We start from the raw sequence: 20,609 nt of genomic DNA on the forward strand, positions 1-20,609 counted from the left end.
ACGGTGATGAACAAATTGGTTTTGGATTCTGATTGAAAACGAATAAGCCCCAGATAGAAAACTGGGGCTTATTCTTAGGCGGATTAGTGTTCAGGCACTAACTCTATAATTTCCCCCGTTTTAATATCTACTTTGGCAGTGAGAGATTGCTTGACCATTGCCCCGTAAAGATTAGTCCCACTGAATGTTGTTTTGATTATTGCGTAGAGCTTGTTATCTGATGACCGTACCCGCCGCGTCGTTGTATCGTGATGTTTATAGGTAGATTCATCATGCATATTTTCTTTGATGATTTTTGTCAGTGGACGGTATGAGCCATCCCATGAACTAAACTTAGACTTGTAATTATCAAAGTTAATGTATTTTGCGAAGGAAGATGGGTTCTTACTGTAATCTGCATAACACCATTCCAAAACTTCACCTAATTTTAACTCATCTGATTTTGTATACGACATCTCGCTTAGGCAATTATAGAAATTGTTTACTTCAGCATTTGTTATATAAAGGTTTTTATATGATTTATAGTTTGAGACAATTTTTTCTCTCTCATGTTTAGCTTCATTCCGATACTCTTTCAGCGTCATATCTGCGTATTTGAATGGCTTAGATGTTTCTTTGACCTCGGCTTTAACGGTAATTTCTCCTGTGGAAGGGACTTTCTTATCTCCACTGACAAAATAATATATGACTGCACAGATGATAATAAAGACAATGAAGCCTCCTATAACATCCTGTGTTTTTATGCCGGGATCTTTTACTCCACAGTGAGGGCATATTTTTTCTTTTGCTGAAACTTCTTCCTTGCATTGTTTGCATTTCACTAACTTCATAGAATAACTCCCTTCTACTTTCGTTTTGTTATCATTACTAATGGAATTAACTTATTCAATAAATATGGACAAATATTACAGATGATATCCATTGGTCAAGGATGGCACCGTATAGATGTGAAACCTGTCTGATCGTTTGATAATGATAAATGAGAAAGCCCCTCGAAAATCGAAGGGCTTTTGCTAAAGGTTTGGTTATAAAGTGGATATGATGTGGATGCATGATTAAAATTTCCATTTTAAATCAATACATAACATCAGAAATAAGACCCTATTAAAGGGGCTTACTCTCTTATTGCAGGAATGCAAACAAATGCTTTGGCGATGTGTATTAACGGATATTATTCAAAGAATCAGCCAAGGTGAGTCATTTTCCACGACACTGGGACACTATCCCCGGTTATTTTCGCCCCTGTTCCGCCAGCTTATCGCGGTAGGCGAAGAAACCGGCCAACTTGAAACCTGCTGTCAATTGATTATTAACCGATTGGAACAACAAAATATATTACGTAAAAAAATCCAGAAAGCTTACCGTTATCCCTTAATCGTAGCCTTTGTAACTATTCTTGTCATTTTACTGATGCTGATTTTTGTTCTACCGGAATTCAAGCAAGTTTATTCTTCGTTTGATGCCTCACTGCCTCTCTTAACGCAGTGGGTTTTATCAGCCTCTGATTTCCTGATTAATCACGGTGTATTGCTTTTGGCAATAACCTCTCTATTGATAATCAGCTACCTATGGCTGCGCCATCAATTTCCCACACTGCAAACAAGGGAAAAGATGTTCCTTCTGAAACTCCCTCTTTTTAAGCAACTCACGATTTATCAACAAACCAACCAGATATTTCATATTCTGTTTATGACACAAAAAGCAGGTCTAACACTGACGACAGGGCTGGAATGTGCTCTGAACGCGACTCACCACCCTGTATTCATGGCAGGGGTAAAAAATCTGTACAGGCAAATTCAGCAAGGCATACCCATGAGTGATGCTTTAAAAAAAGAAATGTACTTTCCACCATTATGTCAGCAGTTTGTCATGATAGGTGAAGAATCAGGAGAATTAGAATTATTTTTGGGGAATCTAGCGGCATGGTATCAAGAACAATCAATCAGCCTTGCTGATAGTCTAGTTCAATTACTTGAGCCCGTACTAATGCTGATAATGGCAGTGATTGTTGGTTTATTATTGCTGGCTATGTACCTGCCTGTTTTTCAGTTAGGTACAATACTAACGTAACAGTTCATTTACATGTTCCACTACCTCTCTTCGGGGATCGTAAAAGCAGGAATTATACCCGTTTGTTTATAGCCCATCTGACTCCCTTGAGTTACAATTTAAATATGCTATCAGAAATATTTTAAGGGATAGAATGAGTTATATTATTGCACTCACAGGTGGAATTGGTAGCGGTAAAACGACTATCTCTAATGTATTTTCATCCCTTGGTGTCCCACTTATTGATGCAGATATTATCGCCAGAGAAGTTGTTGCTCCGGGCTCCCCCGCATTGCAGACAATCGCAGAGCACTTTGGTGCTGACATATTGCTGCCGGATGGCAGTCTAAATCGCGTCCTTCTGCGCCAAAAAATTTTTGCAGTTCCAACAGAAAAACAGTGGATCAATGCACTTCTCCACCCGTTGATACACACAGAAACCCAACAGCAACTAAGCCAAGTCACTGCCCCTTATGCCATTTGGGTCGTTCCTCTGTTAATTGAAAATAATTTAATGCATTTGGCAGATCGTATTTTAGTTGTTGATGTTCCCCCTGAAGTACAGATCAGCCGAACAATGACACGTGACGGAGTGAGTCGTGAGCAAGTCGAGAACATTCTGGCTGCGCAGGCCAACCGTCATGAAAGGCTGGAAAAAGCGGACGATGTCATATTCAACCATCACAATGAGCAGGATATCATCTCCCGTGTGGTCGAATTACACCAACAGTATTTGAAACAAGCAGAATCAGTCAGACAGGAAAATCGTAATGAGTGATGCAACCTCCACTATTATCTTTGAACACCCACTTAATGAAAAAATGCGTTCATGGTTGAGGATTGATTCTTCACTGCAACAACTGGAAAAACAGCGGCATCTAGATTCATCGGCGAGTTGCCTCGCGTTTTTCCGCACGATTGCCGAATTAATCGAAATACTGGAACGCGGTGAAGTTCGCTCTGAATTATTGAAAGAGCTGGATCGCCAACAGGCAAAACTAAAGCAATGGCTCGGTTCGCCCGACGTTGACACGGCAATGATCCACATACTGATAGAGCAACTCAAGGAACGGAGCATCGCCTTGAATAAGGCTCCACGTCTCAGCCAGCACATTAAAGAAGATCGTATCATCAGCATCGTGCGTCAACGGCTTAGCATCCCGGGAGGATGTTGCAGTTTTGACTTGCCCACTTTACACCTGTGGCTGCATTTACCACAGTCTGTCAGAGATAAAACCGTCAACTCTTGGCTGGACGGCCTGCGTCCATTACAGCAAGCACTGGAAAGCATCCTGGGGCTAATACGCCAATCTGCCATATTTTCCCCAAAAATCAGCCATAACGGTTTCTATCAGGGAAATGCTGATGAATCTGACTTATTGAGATTAAAGTTAGATGTCGTACTGGATGCGCTGGTCTATCCGCAAATATCCGGCCACAAAACCCGTTTTGCCATCCGCTTTCTGCCGATGGATAGCGAGCACGGTGTTGTACCTGCACATTTGTCTTTTGAATTAGCCTGCTGTTAACATAGCCTTCAAATCAAGCAGGAGAAAATAAAGATGTCTGAAGTATTAACCGTCGCATGCCCGACTTGCGCTAAAACGGTAATATGGGGAGAAATCAACCCATATCGCCCATTTTGCAGTAAACGTTGCCAACTAATCGACTTAGGCGAATGGGCCAGTGAAGAAAAGAAAATCGCCAGCCAGGACGACAGTTCAGAAAACGATAGCTGGAGCGAAGAACCAGATCGGTAATAACCATCAAAGTAGCGCCGATTGTATTCGGCGCTACCGTTAATTATTTGTTTTTTTTAATGAGATCCGCTTTTGTTCAGCAAAGCCACTATGCTGCGGTTTGCCGGCGGAAACTCATCAGCGATCAATTCGGTTTGCAAAACCCAACGGGAAGGTTGCCCCTCTTTACCAAATGGCTCATTTTTCCATTGATCCACAAGGTAAAAATAGAGTGTGATGTTTCTGTCAGAAAATTCATGAGTGATGGTTTCCACCAATTCACAATGGGTTACCGTGATCCCCACTTCTTCCTTCAATTCCCGAATGAGTGCCTGCTCCGGAATTTCTCCCTGTTCAAGTTTTCCTCCCGGAAATTCCCAAAAGCCGCCCATATGTGAGTCAGCATGACGCTGGGTGATAAAAATCTCATCATTGGTATTTTTAATGATGCCGGCCGCAATATGCAGATGTTTTTTTTCCATAATAATTTTTCTTGCAGTTGATTATTTAATCAATGTGATTATTTCTTGCAGACTATAATAAACAGTCATATGAGAAAGAAACAGGATTAATCTCACGAGAGCCGTAATCACGTCTTATCACTTTTTGCCAAGCTTCACCCGAATAAAAGCCTATTATGTGGACACATTCTGGTAAACGGTATCTGAGATTAGCCGACAAATAAAATCCAACTTAGAAAGCATAAAACCATACTTTAAAAATCAAGGAAGCATCATTCATGCATTATGAAGGTCAACCATTGATCGAAGCAAAGCAAATCGCCTATCAATTTTCTGGTGAAATCATTCCTCTGTTTTCTGGTATTGATATGGTTTTGAACGCGGAACAACACGCTTTGGTAGGTCGTAACGGTATTGGTAAATCTTGGCTAGCATCAATATTGGCTCGGCAAATACCACCGACAGAAGGCAGTGTGAACCATTTCTGCGATGTTGGCTATTTGTCACAAGGTCTAACATCCTTTTCAGGTAATGCGGCTGAGATGTTAGGACTAACTGAGATCATGAAGGCCAATGAACGCATTCTAGCGGGCGTCGGTGATATGACAGATTTTGATGTCATGGAAAATCATTGGGATTGGCAATTTCAAGTTGAATCCCTACTGGCAGAAGGAGAATTGCGCTCTGAAGTATTAAACCAGCCTTTTAGTTCTCTCAGTGGTGGAGAACAGACTCGTCTCAGACTGCTGGCACTAAAACATCAGGGAGCGGAGTTTATGATTTTGGATGAACCCAGCAATCACCTTGATCGACAAGGGCGTCTCTGGTTGGCTCAATGGCTGACAACTTTCAGTGGCGGTATTTTACTGATTACTCATGACCCACAATTATTACAACATGTGTCAGTTGTCTACGAACTCAGTGGGTTAGGGCTATGCCGCAGCACAGGTGGATGGGAAACGTGGTTAGAAAGTAAGGAACAGCTACGGTTAGGTGTACAGCGCGAGGTTGATCAGACTCGTAAAAACCTCAAACAAGCCTTGCTTGATAAGCAAAAAGATCGAGAAAAAGCCAGTAAAAGACAAAGCCAAGGTAAACAACGACGGGAAAATGCCAATCAAAGTAAAATCATTCTTGATCGGGAATTAGGGCGCTCAGAAGCCACGCTGTCACGACAGGCTAAGCAACATGAGGAACGATTACAGAGAAGCGCTTCTCTGGCCACAGATGCCAGAACAAAACTGGAAATTATCGCTCCTCAGTCAATCGTGGTTGCTGCGCCGCAAGCAGCTACTGCTCCGTTACTTTATCTGCAAAATGTCATTTTGCCTTTCGGCTCAAGCTCTTCCATCAGTTTAACGATGAATCATAGGGATCGCCTCGCTATCACGGGAAAAAATGGCAGCGGAAAATCTACCTTGCTAAAAGTAATGGCAGGTTTATTTCCTGCCAAACAAGGCACTTGCCGAATAACACCTTCCTTCCGTCTGATGGATCAACACTTTTCATTTCTTGATAAGAACCAATCCGCGCTGCATAACTTTCAGTTACAGTCACCCGGTTGGCCTGAAGATCGCTATCGTACCCGGCTGGCACAACTGCGCATTCGTGGTGAAGAAGTCTTGAAACCGGTAGGCTATCTGAGTGGAGGAGAGCAACTCAAGGTCGCTCTTGCCTGCTTGTTTTGTGGGCCTTATGCTCCCGCCCTGCTGCTGCTGGATGAACCTGACAATCATTTGGACATTGAATCACGCGAATTACTCCAGAAAGCGCTGCATGGTTATACTGGTGCGATGGTGCTGATTTCCCACGATGCTCAGTTTATTGCAAATATTGGCAATATGCAGGAATTACTATTGGGTGGCGGCGAGGATTCTCTTCATAAAAAACCCTCAAATCATTCTCTGAGAGATGAATTTTGAGGGTTTGATCCAATCAGCCAACGACAATGAATCGCTGGCTCTTTATTACTGGTTTTTATTATAAACTGCCGTGGCAATGCTTAAATTTTTTGCCTGAGCCACATGGGCAAGGATCGTTGCGTCCCACTTTACGTGCGCCACTCGCCATCTGTGCTTCTGTTTCTGACATCAAAGCGCCTTGCTCAACTTCATGGCTCAAATGCTGTTTCCTTGCCAAACGCTCCGCTTCTTCACGGCGCTGATGTTCAAGCGCTTCCACTTCTTCCGGTATTCTGACCTGAACTTTACTCAATGTGCTAATCACTTCATATTTCAGCGATTCCAGCATATTAGCAAACATAGCGAAAGATTCGCGTTTATATTCCTGCTTTGGATCTTTCTGTGCATAGCCACGCAGGTGAATACCTTGGCGCAGGTAGTCCATCGCAGCCAAGTGCTCTTTCCACAGCGTATCCAAGGTTTGCAACATGATGCCTTTTTCAAAGTTACGCATCATTTCTGTACTGACGATTTCTTCTTTCTGTTTGTAAACTTCAATCGCCTTTTCAAGAATACGTTCGCGCAGCGTTTCTTCGTGCAATTCAGGTTCTTTGTCCAGCCACTCTTTGATCGGCATATCCAGATCAAAGTCGTTTACCAGACGTTCATGCAAACCTTCTATATCCCACATTTCTTCCAGAGATTGTGGCGGAATATAGGCATCAATAGTTACCTTGAAGACATCTTCACGAATGCTGGCAATGGTTTCGCTGACATCACTCACATCAAGCAGATCGTTGCGTTGGGCATAAATCGCACGGCGCTGATCGTTAGCAACATCATCATATTCCAGCAGTTGCTTACGAATATCGAAGTTACGGCTTTCTACCTTACGCTGGGCATTGGCAATCGCTTTGGTGACCCATGGGTGTTCAATCGCTTCACCCGGCTGCATGCCAAGTTTACGCATCATGCCAGTGACACGATCGGAAGCAAAAATACGCATCAAGGAGTCTTCCATTGAGAGATAGAAGCGCGAAGAACCTGCATCCCCCTGACGTCCCGCACGGCCACGTAACTGGTTATCGATACGGCGTGATTCATGACGCTCTGTACCAATGATATGCAAACCGCCCGCTGCAAGTACTTCATCATGACGTTCTTGCCATGCAGCTTTGATTTGCTCGATTTTCTCTTGGGTTGGTTCTTCCAGTTTGGCGATTTCAGACTGCCAGCTTCCGCCCAACACAATATCCGTACCACGTCCAGCCATGTTAGTCGCGATAGTAACCGTGCCAGCCTGTCCGGCCTGTGCGATAATATCCGCTTCCATTGCATGGAATTTGGCATTCAGGACGTTATGTTCAATGCCTGCTTTGGTTAATGCTTTGGCAATGACTTCCGATTTCTCAATCGAAATTGTCCCTACCAGTATAGGCTGACCATTATTGGTGCGCTCTTTAATGTCTTCAATGATCGCATCGATTTTTTCCGCTTCGGTCATGTAGACCAGATCCGGCAAATCTTTACGGATCATCGGGCGGTTTGTCGGAACAACGATAGTATCCAGTTTATAAATAGAACTGAATTCAAAGGCTTCTGTATCGGCGGTTCCCGTCATACCCGCCAGTTTTTCATATATCCGGAAGTAGTTCTGGAATGTAATAGAGGCCAGTGTCTGGTTTTCATTCTGAATTTTAACACCTTCTTTCGCCTCAACTGCCTGATGCAACCCATCAGACCAGCGACGTCCCTGCATGGTACGCCCGGTGTGCTCATCGACAATGATGACTTCACCATCTTTGACGATGTAATCTACATCGCGAGTAAACAAAACGTGGGCACGCAGCGCTGCTGTTACATGGTGCATCAGCATGATGTTGGTCGGTGAATACAGTGATTCGCCTTCATCCATCAATTTGGCACCAACCAGCAGTTCTTCAACCAGAACCAGACCACGCTCAGTGAGGTTAACCTGACGTGTTTTTTCATCAACCGAGAAGTGACCTTCTCCCTGGAATGCCTCTGAATCCTCTTTTTCTTGGCGGATCAGTTTAGGAATCAGTTTGTCCACTTTGATGTAAAGTTCAGAACTGTCTTCCGCTGGTCCAGAAATAATCAATGGGGTACGGGCTTCATCGATCAGGATCGAATCCACCTCATCCACCAGCGCATAGTGCAGTTTGCGTTGCACTCGCTCTTCTGGGCTAAACGCCATGTTGTCTCGCAGGTAGTCGAAACCGTATTCATTGTTGGTGCCGTAAGTAATATCTGCGGCATAGGCTTCGCGTTTTGCAGGGGCTGGCATGTTTGGCAGGTTAATACCGACGGTCAGACCGAGGTATTCAAACAACGGCCGGTTGTTTTCAGCGTCACGCTGTGCCAGATAGTCGTTCACGGTCACGACATGGACACCACGTCCACTCAAGGCATTGAGGTAAGCTGGCAGTGTTGCCGTCAGAGTTTTACCTTCACCTGTACGCATCTCCGCAATACAGCGTTCGTTCAGTACCATCCCACCCAGCAACTGCACATCAAAGTGACGCATGCCAAATACACGCTTACTGGCTTCGCGTACGGTAGCAAAGGCTTCAGGCAAAATTTTCTCCAGTGATTCACCTGCTTTCAGGCGTGCACGGAATTGTTCTGTTTTTGCTTTTAGTTCTTCATCGGAGAGCTTCTCAAGATCAGGCTCCATACGGTTGATAATCTCAACCGATTTACGCAAACGGCGTAAGGTACGGTCATTACGGCTACCAAAAATCTTAGTGAGTAATTTAATCAGCATAATTAATACATCTCAGATAAGGCCAAAGTTGCGGCCAACCAATTGTGTCTTCTAGACTGTCCAAGCAAAACTGTCTCATCAAAAAACAAAAAGTAAGACAGGCGAGTTAAAGCAAAGATAAATGGTTAGCTGTTGGCCCCGCGCGAATTCCCTGAGTTTTAGCTACCCAGAGTGCCGGTGTGTGGGAATCAGGAAGAATAGTCGCCGTAATTTCAATATCAAGGATGGATTCAAATTGTGACGGTGCTTGTATCAGCATAGCATGCAACGTATCCAGCATAAGCTGTTGCATGCATGGAGAAGAAACTCGAATGCTTTCTTTTGCTACTTCGTGTTGAATAGAGCCAGTAATAGAAAAAGCAAAAGAAAGCCGACGAATAACGTTGCGAACAGCATGTTGCTGCCAGTAATTCAAGTGATTCGAAGGTTGACGCTGGACACTTTGTAATTGAAATAAGTGATCGAACGAGGAAAATGCCTGATTTTGGTTCCTTTGGCTGGAAGAAGTATTACTATGGGGAAGGCTTTCTGTCGTTCCAGCTAAAACAGCAGGAACACCAATTCCTGTGGCGACCATGCCCAGTAAAAGGTGAGACCAAAAATAACGCCTACCAAATTGTCGCCAAAGATTTAAAATACTCATTCACCCTTCATTAATAAATACTGGAACTGCCTTTATTATGCGAGATAGCCGACCACAATCACTGGATACGCTGTTTGAAGACGAGGCAGCTGTCGGTAAAAGCCCTCTTCAAATCATTCAACAACATGCTATTGCACTTTTGAAACTCAACCGTGCCATTCTCAGTTTATTGCCCGCACAACTGCATCCATGGTGCAGGGTCGCCAATTATCGCAAACATATTCTGGTACTGGAAGCAGGAAATGCCAGTTGGATGACCAGACTTCGCTATGAAGTGCCCGTTTTGCTTTCGACACTGAGAAGCGAAATTCTACCATCTTTATCCTCTATCGACATCAGGATTAATCCATCATTAATGGTCAAACGTAGTAATAATGCGCAAGACTTCGCAAGATCGTCAACAACAGCACCTAATAATGATAATCAGAATTTACCAAAGCGCCAATTGAGCCATGAAAGCGCAGAAACATTAATGGTATTGGCTGAACGCAGCCCTGAGAAATTGAAAAGGAAATTAGAGAGATTGGCTGCGCTGGCCGGAGAGGGTACCAGTACAGCCAAAAAGAAGCGCTAGCGCTGAATAAAAAACATCAGCGAAAAAAGCGTGATAGATAACATAACTCATTGATTCATCACAGGAATGTTCTCAGTACACTTTTTGGCTACTATGCCATCACTGTCGATGGAGCACGGAAAGCCAGCGGCATTTCAGCTTCATCTTCAAACGTGACAAATTCCCAAGCACTTTCATGCGCCAAGACTGCTTGCAGCAGCTTGTTATTCAATGCATGGCCTGATTTGAACGCAGTAAACGCGCCAATGATGTTATAGCCGCACATGAACAGATCACCGATGGCATCCAGCATTTTATGACGGACGAACTCATCTTCAAAACGCAGACCATCTTCATTGAGTACGCGGTAGTCATCTACCACAATGGCGCAATCGAAACTGCCACCGAGGCACAGGCCTTGGGATTGCAGGTACTCAATATCGCGCATAAATCCAAAAGTACGTGCACGGCTAATCTGGCGGACAAACGAATCCGCAGAGAAATCCAAACTATAACGTTGTGAGCTGGAATCAATAGCCGGATGGTTGAAGTCAATGGTAAAGTCCAGACTAAAACCGTGATATGGCGCTAATTCAGCCCATTTATCACCATCTTCTACGCGAACTGCGTCTTTCATGCGTACGAATTTCTTCGCGACATTCAGCTCTTCAATGCCTGCATCTAACAGCAGAAAAACGAACGGGCTGGCACTACCATCCATAATCGGGATTTCTGGTGCATCGACGTCAATAACAATGTTATCGATACCCAGACCTGCCAACGCCGCGTTCAAGTGCTCAACGGTTGAAATTCGCACATTGTGTTCATTTACCAGACAAGTACAGAGCATGGTATCACGCACGGATTTAGCATTCGCCGGAAAATCTACCGGTGGATTCAAATCAGTACGACGATAGATGACCCCGGTATTAGCCGGCGCTGGACGCATTGTCAGCGTGACTTTTTTACCGGTGTGCAAACCAACGCCGGTCGCTTGAACAGTCCGTTTTAATGTCCTTTGTTTGATCATCATTATATCTCGCAATGTTACCCATCCTGCCAATTACTATAAAACATAATTGGCAGGACAGTTTAGCACAAAAAGCGGAGAATCCTATCTTTTAGCTATTAATCAGCCTGTTTGCGCAAAAACGCTGGAATATCTAGATAATCAGGCTCTTTGCTTGTCTGCGCATTTTGATCATTGACCACTTTTGCAGCGGTTTTTTTCTCTTCAGACAATGACGGGATTCCACCAGACATCTGCGGGTAACGGCGATCCAGTGTATTTGACTGAGATACTTTGTTGTTGGTCACCAGCGTAATTTCAGGACGCTTGTCCATCCCAATACCCGTTGCCACAACCGTTACACGCAGCTCATCGTTCATGTCTGGATCCAGTGACGTACCGATAACCACCGTCGCATTGTCAGAGGCAAATGCACGAATTGTGTTACCCACCGTTTCAAACTCATCCAGACGCAAATCAAAGCCAGCAGTAATGTTAACCAGTACGCCACGTGCACCAGAAAGATCAATATCTTCCAGTAACGGGCTGGAAATAGCCATTTCAGCCGCTTCTTCTGCACGGTCTTCACCTTGTGAAATACCTGATCCCATCATGGCGTATCCCATTTCAGACATCACGGTACGAACGTCAGCGAAGTCAACGTTCATCAGTCCTGGGCGAGTAATCAGTTCAGCGATACCTTGAACCGCCCCTTTTAGGACGTCATTGGCTGCACCGAATGCATCCAGCAGGGAAATGCCGCGACCCAGCACTTTCAATAATTTGTCATTTGGAATAGTGATCAGTGAGTCCACATGTTTGGACAGTTCAGTGATCCCCTGTTCCGCGAAGGCCATTCGCTTCTTGCCTTCGAAATTGAATGGCTTGGTAACGACAGCAACGGTCAGAATACCAAGCTCTTTGGCAATTTCAGCCACAACGGGGGCTGCGCCAGTTCCCGTACCACCGCCCATGCCGGCAGCGATGAATACCATGTCGGCACCTTCCAGGGCAGTACGCAATGCTTCGCGATCTTCTTCTGCCGCAGTACGGCCGACTTCAGGGTTTGCACCAGCGCCCAATCCTTTTGTAATGCCGTTGCCAATCTGGATAGTCTGACCGACAGCTGTTTTGCGCAGCGCCTGAGCATCGGTGTTAATCGCAAAGAAGTCTACACCTTCAATACGTTCACGCACCATGTGCTCAACAGCATTACCGCCGCCGCCGCCGACGCCGATGACTTTAATCACCGCGTCGTTGGTTAATTCCAGTGGTTCAAACATAATTTCTCTCCGTTTTGTGCCTTTATGTCGAGGCCGGCGTCATTGTCGCGGCCTCTGTATAAAAAATCAAAATTCTTTTCTCAGCCAGCTGCTGACTTTTTTGAACCAGCCGCTCACTGACGTTCTTTTATCGGCATCAGAATCGCCACCAAGGTGAGATTCTTTGCCGTAATGCAGAAGCCCGACTGCCGTTGAGTAGCAAGGCTCCTGCACATAATCCGTCAGACCAGTAATGTTCAGGGGACGGCCAATACGTACTTGGGTATGGAATACCCGCTGAGCACATTCAGCCACGCCATCTATTTGAGCTCCTCCCCCGGTCAAGACAATCCCTGCTGCCAGATGGTGTTTTACTCCCTGCTGACGTAATTGTTCCTGCAATCGCAGAATTTCATCATTCACTAAATTCAGCAGTTCGGTATAACGAGGTTCGATCACCTCAGCCAGCGTCTGGCGTTGCAGGCTACGGGGAGGACGTCCTCCCACGCTTGGAACCTCTACACTTTCATCCTTGCTGACTATCGAACCCAATGCGCAACCGTGCCGAACCTTGATGGTTTCAGCATCACTTGGAGGCGTTCCAAACGCATAGGCGATATCACTGGTGACGACATTTCCTGCATAAGGGATCACCTTGGTATGGCGCAATGCGCCGCCAGTGTATACAGCGATATCCATTGTGCCGCCGCCGATATCAACGACACAAACGCCCAATTCACGTTCATCCTCGGTCAGAACAGCATAACTTGCCGCCAGACCCGCAAAAATAAGTTGATCAACTTTCAGTCCACAACGTTCAACAGCTTTTACAATATTTTTTGCCATGTCGTTATGGCAGGTAATCAAGTGGACTTTTGCCTGCATACGCACGCCAGAAAGCCCGACCGGATTTTTGATCCCTTCCTGATAATCGATAGCGTATTCCTGTGGGATCACATGCAAAATACGGTGTTCATCACGAACACGAACCGATTTGGCCGTGTGGACAACACTGTCCACATCGTCCTGTGTCACTTCTTCTTCCGAAATCGGCACCATGCCAATTTCGTTCTGGCAACTGATATGCTTACCGGAAAGTCCCAGATAAACTGAAGATATCTGGCAGTCCGCCATTAATTCAGCCTGATCAATCGCACGCTGTACGCATTTAACGACCGATTCAAGGTCGTTGACACCACCTTTATCCATACCGCGGGATGGACAACTTCCCACTCCGATAATATTAACCATACCATCGGGCAGAATTTCACCAACCAGGGCAGATACCTTTGCTGTCCCGATTTCAAGGCCAACTACCAATTTTCTGTCCGTTGATTTGATCATTGTTATTCTGCCTGTCTCTGTATTATTGCCAGTCACTGTTATTTTTCTGCCCGTTGATTGAAACCGGCGCATCAATTAATAAAGGAGCCCAACCTACCGCAGCGCCGCTGTCATAACGTAAGTCTACATAAGCCACGCGTTTCTCCGTGTTTTTCTGCAACACAGGATAAAGTTCAATAAAACGTTTAATCCGCTTCACATCATTTTTATTTCCCAGTTCCAGCCGAATGTCGTTATCCAGAATTAATTGCCAAGCATTACGCTCCGTCATGATCACCGTTTTCAATTTCATTTTATGTTCAGTAAACAAGGGCGCTACTTTGTTATATTCTGCCAATACCTCTTTCTCTTTACCTTCAGGGCCAGAAAGCATGGCGTAATGCCTTTTGACACTACGCTCTATCGGCAAACTAAATACATTTCCTTCTACATCCAGCATGTGCGTATCATTCCAACGCACATAAGGCACGTATTCTACCAGATGAATTTTTAGTTCATCAGGCCATTGTTTACGCACAGTGACTTGCCGAATCCACGGTAGCCGTTCTATCTGCCCCTGAATAATATTGACATCCTGTGTCATAAATGTCCCGATCGCGCCAAATGCCATTATTGCTCGCCTGACATCATCATTCGTGGTGTAATGGCGTTCACCAGTCAACACCAGTTTTGAGAGCGCTAATCTGTTTGAATCCTTCATCCAGTCCAATGTCATCCAGCCTCCCCATACGATGGTGCCAATCACCATCAGGAAGAAAACAATCCCTGCTAGATGATAGCCATTACTGGGGCGGGAGCTTTGCGTTTCACTTTCTCGCTCCCGGGTATTCCGGGCTGCCTGTGACATATCAATCGGCCAACTCCAGAATTTTCACCACGAGTTGTGAAAAACTGAGTCCGGACTGACGTGCGGCCATCGGTACTAGACTATGGCTGGTCATACCTGGAGATGTATTCACTTCCAGCAGATAGAAATTACCATTGCCATCATCCATGATATCAACCCGACCCCAGCCACTGCACCCCAGCGCCTTATACGCTCTTGATGCAATCTCTGCCAGTTCCTGTTCTTTTTCCGCGCTCAAGCCACTTGGGCAGAAATATTTCGTTTCATTGGAAAGATATTTCGCATCGTAATCATAAAACACTTCCGGCGCTTGGATACGGATAGAGGGTAAAATCTCATCGCCCAAGAATGCCACGGTATATTCAGGACCAAACAACCATTTTTCAACCAGCACATCCGTGTCGTACTGGAACGCCAGTTCCAATGCCCCGCGCAGTTCGGAATAATCATTCACTTTAGTCATGCCAACACTGGAGCCTTCCAGATTCGGCTTCACCATTAATGGAAGCTCTAATTCTCGAACATATTCTTGGAGTTGAAAATCATTAACTTGTTCAAATTTTTGAGCATTAATTACGGCATACGGAGAAACCGGCAACTTTGCTCCCTGCCATAACTGTTTTGTACGCAATTTGTCCATTGACAAAGCTGATGCCATAACACCACTGCCGGTATAAGGGATCTGCAAAAACTCCAATACCCCTTGCAGCGTACCATCTTCACCACCACGCCCATGCAGAGCGATGAAGGCTTTGCTGAACCCTTCTCCTTTGAGTTTAGTCACATCAAAGTCTTTTGTATCGACTGAATACGCATTAATGCCTGCTTCTTTCAGCCCAGCCACAACAGATTGTCCTGATTGCAGTGAAACTTCCCGCTCAGCGGATGTTCCGCCCAATAGAACAGCGACCTTCTCAACCATGATGCTCTCCCTCATTAAAAGACGGCTGTAATTTTGTTTCAGCCAGATTGCGCGCTATTTTACCGATATTACCGGCACCCTGAATCAACACTAAATCATTGTTTTCCATTACCTGTGACAGCATGGCTGAAATTTGCTCTGGATCTGACACAAAAATCGGGTCCAATTTCCCACGATTACGAATGGTACGGCACAAAGAGCGGCTATCAGCACCCGGAATTGGGGTTTCACCTGCCGAATACACATCCAGCATCAACAGAACATCCACCTGACTCAGAATATTGGCAAAATCATCATATAAATCACGAGTTCTCGTATAGCGATGCGGCTGGAACAGCATCACAATACGCTTATCTGGCCAACCCGCCCTCGCAGCCTTAATCGTGGCATCGACTTCGGTTGGATGATGACCATAATCATCCACCAGCATCACGCTACCTTCTTTGCCATTAATATGTTTGAGGGAGAATTCACCCAGAAAATCAAAGCGGCGCCCCGTTCCCTGAAATTCAGCCAGTGAAGCCAGAATAGCAGCATCATTGATCCCTTCTTCTGTCGCTACAGCGACAGCGGCCGTCGCATTCAGCGCGTTATGACGCCCCGGTGCATTCAATACAACATGCAGTTCTGGCAAGTCATCACGGCTGATGGTGAAAAAACCCTGAGCTCCCTTCTGCTCGTAATGCGTAATGCGGATGTCTGCTTCTTCGCTGAAACCATAGGTCGTGATATAACGCCCAATGCGGGGAATTAACTCTTTCACGACAGGATCATCAATGCACATCACGGCACGACCATAAAACGGCAAGTTATGCAGGAAATTAACGAATGTCTGTTTCAGATTTTCGAAATCCCCCTGATAGGTATCCATGTGGTCAGCTTCAATATTGGTGACAACCGCCATCATAGGCTGCAAGTGCAGGAAAGAAGCATCGCTTTCATCCGCTTCAGCAATCAGGTAACGGCTGGTTCCAAGACGGGCATGTGTGCCTGCGGCCTTAACCAGCCCCCCATTGACGAATGTAGGGTCAAGGCCAGCCTGAGCATAAATGCCAGCAATCATCGCTGTCGTCGTCGTTTTTCCATGCGTTCCCGCGATAGCGATGCCATGCCGATAACGCATCAGCTCTGCCAGCATTTCCGCCCGGCGAATAACCGGAATACGTGCTTCACGGGCAGCAATAATTTCTGGGTTGTCCGCAGAGATTGCCGTGGATGCAACGACCACACTGGCATCTCGTACGTTTTCCGAACGGTGATTGAAATAAATGGTTGCACCCAGTGCAATCAGCTGTTGTGTGACGGGATTGGGTGCCAAATCAGAACCACTTATCTGATAACCTTCATTAGCCAACACCTCGGCGATCCCACCCATGCCAGCACCACCAATGCCGACAAAGTGGATATGCCTGACTTTTCTCATTTCAGGCACGGAAACTCTTAATTTCGCCAACTGTTGTGTATTCACGTTTTAATCTTCACTAGTTATGTTTACGTCGCCGTTCTACTTGGAACGGCCTGAATGATTTTTAACAGCATCGATCAACGCTGCTGCCACACGCTCAGTTGCATTGACGATGGCAACTGAACGCGCCTTTTCTGCCATTTCCAACAATTGTGGACGCTGCCACTGCGTGAGCAGATCCACTACGGCCTCGGCCGTAAATTGAGGCTGTTCAAGTATTTTTGCCGCCCCCGCTTTTTCCAGCGGCAAAGCATTCCAATATTGCTGGCGATCTTTATGTTGAAATGGCACAAAGATCGCAGGTAATCCTGCCGCAGAAACTTCGCTGACCGTCAATGCACCCGAACGACACACCACGATATCAGCCCACGCATAAGCCTGCGCCATATCATCAATAAATTCAGTCACTTTAAATTCAGATTTAGCTGAATTTTCATATTTTTTGTGTGTTTCTTCCTGCGCGCCTTTTCCTGCCTGATGCCATACAGTGATGTGATCACCCATACGGTCAGCCACTTCTGGCATGATTTGATTCAGAATTCTTGCACCCTGACTACCTCCAACGACCAGTACACGGATAGATCCTTCTCTTCCTGCCAGACGCTGTGCAGGCACTGGCAGCGCCAGTACATCTTCACGCACAGGATTGCCGACAACAGGTGCATCAGAAAATGCGCCGGGAAATGCCTGCAAGACCGTTTTCGCAATTTTGGCCAGCCAGCGGTTGGTCAATCCGGCAATACCATTCTGTTCATGCAGAACAACCGGAATGCCACACAGCCATGCAGCAATTCCGCCAGGCCCTGAGACATAGCCGCCCATACCCAGAACAACGTCCGGCTGATAGCGGCGCATGATCGTTTTTGCCTGCCGGATCGCCTTAAAAATTCTGACAGGAGCCGCAAAGAGTGCTTTTATTCCTTTGCCACGCAATCCTGAAATTTGGATAAATTCAATATCAATACCCTGTTTAGGAACCAAATCTGCTTCCATACGATCAGCGGTTCCCAACCAGCGAATTTCCCAGCCTTGTTCTTTTAAATGTTGGGCAACCGCCAGCCCCGGGAAAACATGGCCTCCCGTACCGCCTGCCATTACCATTAAACGCCGGTTTCTGCCGCTCATTTGGGGCTCCTTACAAACGCCTGTGCTTTTGCCAGACGCACTTCATAATCAATTCGCAATAATAAGACGATAGCCGTTGACATCACGATCAAACTCGAACCACCGTAACTCACAAGAGGTAATGTCAAACCTTTCGTTGGCAACATACCTGACGCTGCACCGACATTGATGAATGCCTGAAAGCTGAACCAGATGCCGATTGCACAAGCCAAAAAACCAGCAAAGCGCTGATTAAGCTGTAATGCTCGGCGACCAATCATCATTGCGCGAAAGGCGACGAAGAATACCATTGACAACACTAAAACCACACCCAAATAACCTAATTCTTCGGCCAGAATGGAGAAAATAAAGTCAGTATGCGCTTCGGGCAGGTATTCCATTTTCTGGATTGAATTTCCTAACCCCTGCCCGAAAAAGTCCCCACGACCAAATGCCATTAGCGATTGTGTTAACTGGTAACCGCTGCCGAAGGGATCATCCCACGGATTAAGGAAAGAGGTTACTCGACGCATACGATAAGGTTCAGCGACAATCAACACGCAGACGGCAAATATTCCACAGCCAATGATGGCAAGGAACTGCCACAATTTGGCACCGGCCAGAAACAACAGTGCCAGCGTTGTCACAAACAAAACAATAACGGTTCCCAAATCGGGCTGCGCCAATAGCAGAATAGCCAGCGCAATCATTACGCCCATAGGCTTGCAGAAACCCCAAAAGTTGTTTCTCACTTCCTCTACTTTTCTCACCAGGTAGCTCGATAGGTAACAGAAAAGTGACAACTTCGATAATTCCGCTGGCTGAATACGCAATGGGCCAATCGCCACCCAGCGAGATGCACCATTGACAGAGCTGCCAACCAGCAGCACCACAACAAGCATGATGATCGTGCCCAGCAATATAATGTTGCTGTAACGCTGCCAAAACTCCATTGGGATGCGCAAGGTGATGAGTGATAATATAAACGCCAGCACCAAGTAAATTGCATCACGCTGCGCAAAAATAAACGGATCTTGTGCGAGACGCTGACCCACTGGCATTGAGGCCGATGTCACCATCACAAAACCTATCACAGCCAATCCCAATATCATCCAGACCAGGGTACGATCATACATGACGATATCCGTGGCATCGGTCTCCACGTTCCCCGTCAGCCAATTTTTAAATTTACCGAGGCCTGGAATAGTCATTAGCCTAACTCCTCTGCCAAACGGGCAAATTCATGGCCGCGATGTTCAAAACCATTGAACTGGTCAAAGCTCGCACAAGCGGGTGACAGCAGCACCATGTCGCCAGTCATCAGCTTCGGTGCAATTTCTCTCATTGCCTGTTCCATCGTTTCTGTCAACGTGGAAATTTCAGGACGCAATTGCGCCAGCTGATTTCCATCACAACCAAAACAATAAAGGCGAATGTTATTTCCCGATACATAAGGTTGCAGTGGAGTAAAGTCAGCAGCTTTTCCATCCCCGCCGAGTAAAAGATAGAGCGTACCTTCCAATGTCAGTCCACTGAGTGCTGCCTGGGTACTGCCGACGTTTGTTGCCTTGGAATCATTTACCCAACGAACGCCATTTCTCATATGCACGACTTGAAAACGGTGTGCCAACCCCGGATAAGTCTGCAATGCCTGAAGACTGGCTTCGCGAGGGATACCTACGGCATCAGCCAACGCCAATGCTGCCAGGCCGTTGATGTAGTTATGTTGCCCTGTCAACCGAATCTGACGGGTTTCCAATAAAGATTGATGGTTAACCACCAGTTGTTGACGTCCACTCTCAAGCTGATAAACACCACTATCCACACCAAAACTGATACAGCGGCTATCTTTACCTGCTTCCGGCAATGTCAATGCATCCTGTTCATTCACCACGCACACTTTTGCCTGATCATAGATACGCAGTTTTGCTGCACGATACTGCGACAACCCGTCCGGATAACGAACCATATGGTCTTCAGTGACATTCAAAACAGTCGCTGCGGCAGCTTTCAGACTGTAAGTAGTTTCAAGCTGAAAGCTGGAAAGTTCCAATACATACAACTGGCAAGGCTGTTTCAGCAGTTCCAGAGCAGGAACACCAATATTTCCTCCCACACCAACCTGCCATCCGGCTTCTTTTGCCATCTCCCCGACAAGAGTCGTGACGGTGCTTTTACCATTTGAACCCGTAATGGCGACAATCGGTGCTGTCGCCTCACGGCAAAACAATTCAATATCACCGACAATTTCAATGTCGGCGTCGGCCGCTGCCTGTAACTCAGGTGTTGCCAGTGCGATACCCGGACTGGCAACGATTAAATCTGCGTCCATCAACCATTGTGTATTCAGGCTACCCCTGTGACACTCAACGTCATCAGGCAGCTTATCGCTGCCCGGTGGCACTAGGCGGGTATCCATCACACGCGGAGTCACACCATGTGCTATGAAAAAGTCAACGCAGGAGAGGCCCGTCAGCCCCAATCCAACAATAACGACTTTTTTACCCAAATATTCAGCCATG

General features: G+C 46.1%; 19 protein-coding genes. 6 read left to right on the forward strand and 13 right to left on the reverse strand.

The window, feature by feature from the left end; translation table 11 throughout:
• Positions 1-83: 83 nt before the first annotated feature.
• Positions 84-830 (reverse strand): zinc ribbon domain-containing protein, encoded by a 747-nt coding sequence (locus NXS07_RS09875; RefSeq protein ID WP_258086666.1) that lies wholly within the window; start codon positions 828-830, stop codon positions 84-86.
• 256 nt (positions 831-1,086) lie between these two features.
• Here NXS07_RS09875 and hofC point away from each other — a divergent pair, with 256 nt between their 5' ends.
• From hofC to yacG, 4 genes are all read left to right on the forward strand, one after another.
• Entirely contained in the window at positions 1,087-2,070 is a 984-nt protein-coding gene (gene hofC / locus NXS07_RS09880) for a protein transport protein HofC (RefSeq protein ID WP_258086677.1), read from the forward strand.
• Between the two features lie 133 nt (positions 2,071-2,203).
• Positions 2,204-2,827, forward strand: coding sequence for a dephospho-CoA kinase (gene coaE / locus NXS07_RS09885; protein ID WP_038209115.1), 624 nt, complete (start codon positions 2,204-2,206; stop codon positions 2,825-2,827).
• Positions 2,820-3,578: a cell division protein ZapD gene (gene zapD, locus NXS07_RS09890; RefSeq protein WP_038209112.1), complete on the forward strand. Its 759-nt coding sequence runs from the start codon at positions 2,820-2,822 to the stop codon at positions 3,576-3,578. The genes coaE and zapD overlap by 8 nt, the downstream gene beginning before the upstream one ends.
• Positions 3,579-3,611: 33 nt before the next feature.
• Positions 3,612-3,809 (forward strand): DNA gyrase inhibitor YacG, encoded by a 198-nt coding sequence (gene yacG, locus NXS07_RS09895; protein ID WP_012989804.1) that lies wholly within the window; start codon positions 3,612-3,614, stop codon positions 3,807-3,809.
• 56 nt (positions 3,810-3,865) lie between these two features.
• Here yacG and mutT read toward each other — a convergent pair whose 3' ends face one another.
• On the reverse strand, positions 3,866-4,270 hold the full coding sequence (gene mutT, locus NXS07_RS09900) for an 8-oxo-dGTP diphosphatase MutT (protein WP_038191076.1): 405 nt from the start codon (positions 4,268-4,270) through the stop codon (positions 3,866-3,868).
• A gap of 257 nt (positions 4,271-4,527) precedes the next feature.
• On the opposite strand from mutT, the gene NXS07_RS09905 reads away from it, so the two are divergent.
• Positions 4,528-6,171 (forward strand): ATP-binding cassette domain-containing protein, encoded by a 1,644-nt coding sequence (locus NXS07_RS09905; protein WP_258086667.1) that lies wholly within the window; start codon positions 4,528-4,530, stop codon positions 6,169-6,171.
• A 58-nt stretch (positions 6,172-6,229) separates the two neighbouring features.
• Here the strand turns inward: NXS07_RS09905 and secA are convergent, their stop codons facing one another.
• Together secA and secM are read right to left on the reverse strand one after the other, a co-directional pair.
• Complete coding sequence (gene secA, locus NXS07_RS09910) at positions 6,230-8,938, reverse strand: preprotein translocase subunit SecA (RefSeq protein ID WP_258086668.1); 2,709 nt, start codon at positions 8,936-8,938, stop codon at positions 6,230-6,232.
• Between the two features lie 106 nt (positions 8,939-9,044).
• Positions 9,045-9,581: a secA translation cis-regulator SecM gene (secM, locus tag NXS07_RS09915; protein WP_254851240.1), complete on the reverse strand. Its 537-nt coding sequence runs from the start codon at positions 9,579-9,581 to the stop codon at positions 9,045-9,047.
• Positions 9,582-9,618: 37 nt separating this feature from the next.
• Between secM and NXS07_RS09920 the strand changes: the two genes are divergently transcribed.
• Positions 9,619-10,155 carry a DUF721 domain-containing protein gene (locus NXS07_RS09920; protein WP_038196969.1) on the forward strand — a complete coding sequence of 179 codons (537 nt, stop codon included), beginning with the start codon at positions 9,619-9,621 and terminating at the stop codon, positions 10,153-10,155.
• Positions 10,156-10,246: 91 nt separating this feature from the next.
• On the opposite strand, the gene lpxC is transcribed toward NXS07_RS09920, so the two are convergent.
• The 9 genes from lpxC to murD all read right to left on the reverse strand — a co-directional run bounded on the left by lpxC (position 10,247) and on the right by murD (position 20,608).
• Positions 10,247-11,164 carry a UDP-3-O-acyl-N-acetylglucosamine deacetylase gene (lpxC, locus tag NXS07_RS09925; protein WP_012989810.1) on the reverse strand — a complete coding sequence of 306 codons (918 nt, stop codon included), beginning with the start codon at positions 11,162-11,164 and terminating at the stop codon, positions 10,247-10,249.
• A 98-nt stretch (positions 11,165-11,262) separates the two neighbouring features.
• Positions 11,263-12,426, reverse strand: a complete 1,164-nt coding sequence (gene ftsZ, locus NXS07_RS09930; RefSeq protein ID WP_012989811.1) for a cell division protein FtsZ — start codon at positions 12,424-12,426, stop codon at positions 11,263-11,265.
• A gap of 66 nt (positions 12,427-12,492) precedes the next feature.
• Positions 12,493-13,749: a cell division protein FtsA gene (gene ftsA / locus NXS07_RS09935; protein ID WP_038209103.1), complete on the reverse strand. Its 1,257-nt coding sequence runs from the start codon at positions 13,747-13,749 to the stop codon at positions 12,493-12,495.
• 22 nt (positions 13,750-13,771) lie between these two features.
• A complete protein-coding gene (ftsQ, locus tag NXS07_RS09940; protein ID WP_038209101.1) occupies positions 13,772-14,596 on the reverse strand; it encodes a cell division protein FtsQ in 825 nt (274 codons plus the stop codon).
• A 1-nt stretch (position 14,597) separates the two neighbouring features.
• Positions 14,598-15,518 carry a D-alanine--D-alanine ligase gene (locus NXS07_RS09945; RefSeq protein ID WP_038222774.1) on the reverse strand — a complete coding sequence of 307 codons (921 nt, stop codon included), beginning with the start codon at positions 15,516-15,518 and terminating at the stop codon, positions 14,598-14,600.
• Positions 15,511-16,986, reverse strand: coding sequence for a UDP-N-acetylmuramate--L-alanine ligase (gene murC, locus NXS07_RS09950; protein ID WP_238125282.1), 1,476 nt, complete (start codon positions 16,984-16,986; stop codon positions 15,511-15,513). The genes NXS07_RS09945 and murC overlap by 8 nt, the downstream gene beginning before the upstream one ends.
• A gap of 36 nt (positions 16,987-17,022) precedes the next feature.
• Positions 17,023-18,108, reverse strand: a complete 1,086-nt coding sequence (murG, locus tag NXS07_RS09955) for an undecaprenyldiphospho-muramoylpentapeptide beta-N-acetylglucosaminyltransferase (RefSeq protein WP_238125283.1) — start codon at positions 18,106-18,108, stop codon at positions 17,023-17,025.
• On the reverse strand, positions 18,105-19,298 hold the full coding sequence (gene ftsW, locus NXS07_RS09960) for a cell division protein FtsW (RefSeq protein WP_012989817.1): 1,194 nt from the start codon (positions 19,296-19,298) through the stop codon (positions 18,105-18,107). The genes murG and ftsW overlap by 4 nt, the downstream gene beginning before the upstream one ends.
• On the reverse strand, positions 19,298-20,608 hold the full coding sequence (murD, locus tag NXS07_RS09965; protein WP_258086669.1) for a UDP-N-acetylmuramoyl-L-alanine--D-glutamate ligase: 1,311 nt from the start codon (positions 20,606-20,608) through the stop codon (positions 19,298-19,300). The genes ftsW and murD overlap by 1 nt, the downstream gene beginning before the upstream one ends.
• Position 20,609 lies beyond the last annotated feature (1 nt).

Source organism: Xenorhabdus bovienii, assembly GCF_024721015.1.
In the GTDB taxonomy this organism is placed as follows: Bacteria; Pseudomonadota; Gammaproteobacteria; order Enterobacterales; family Enterobacteriaceae; genus Xenorhabdus; species Xenorhabdus bovienii.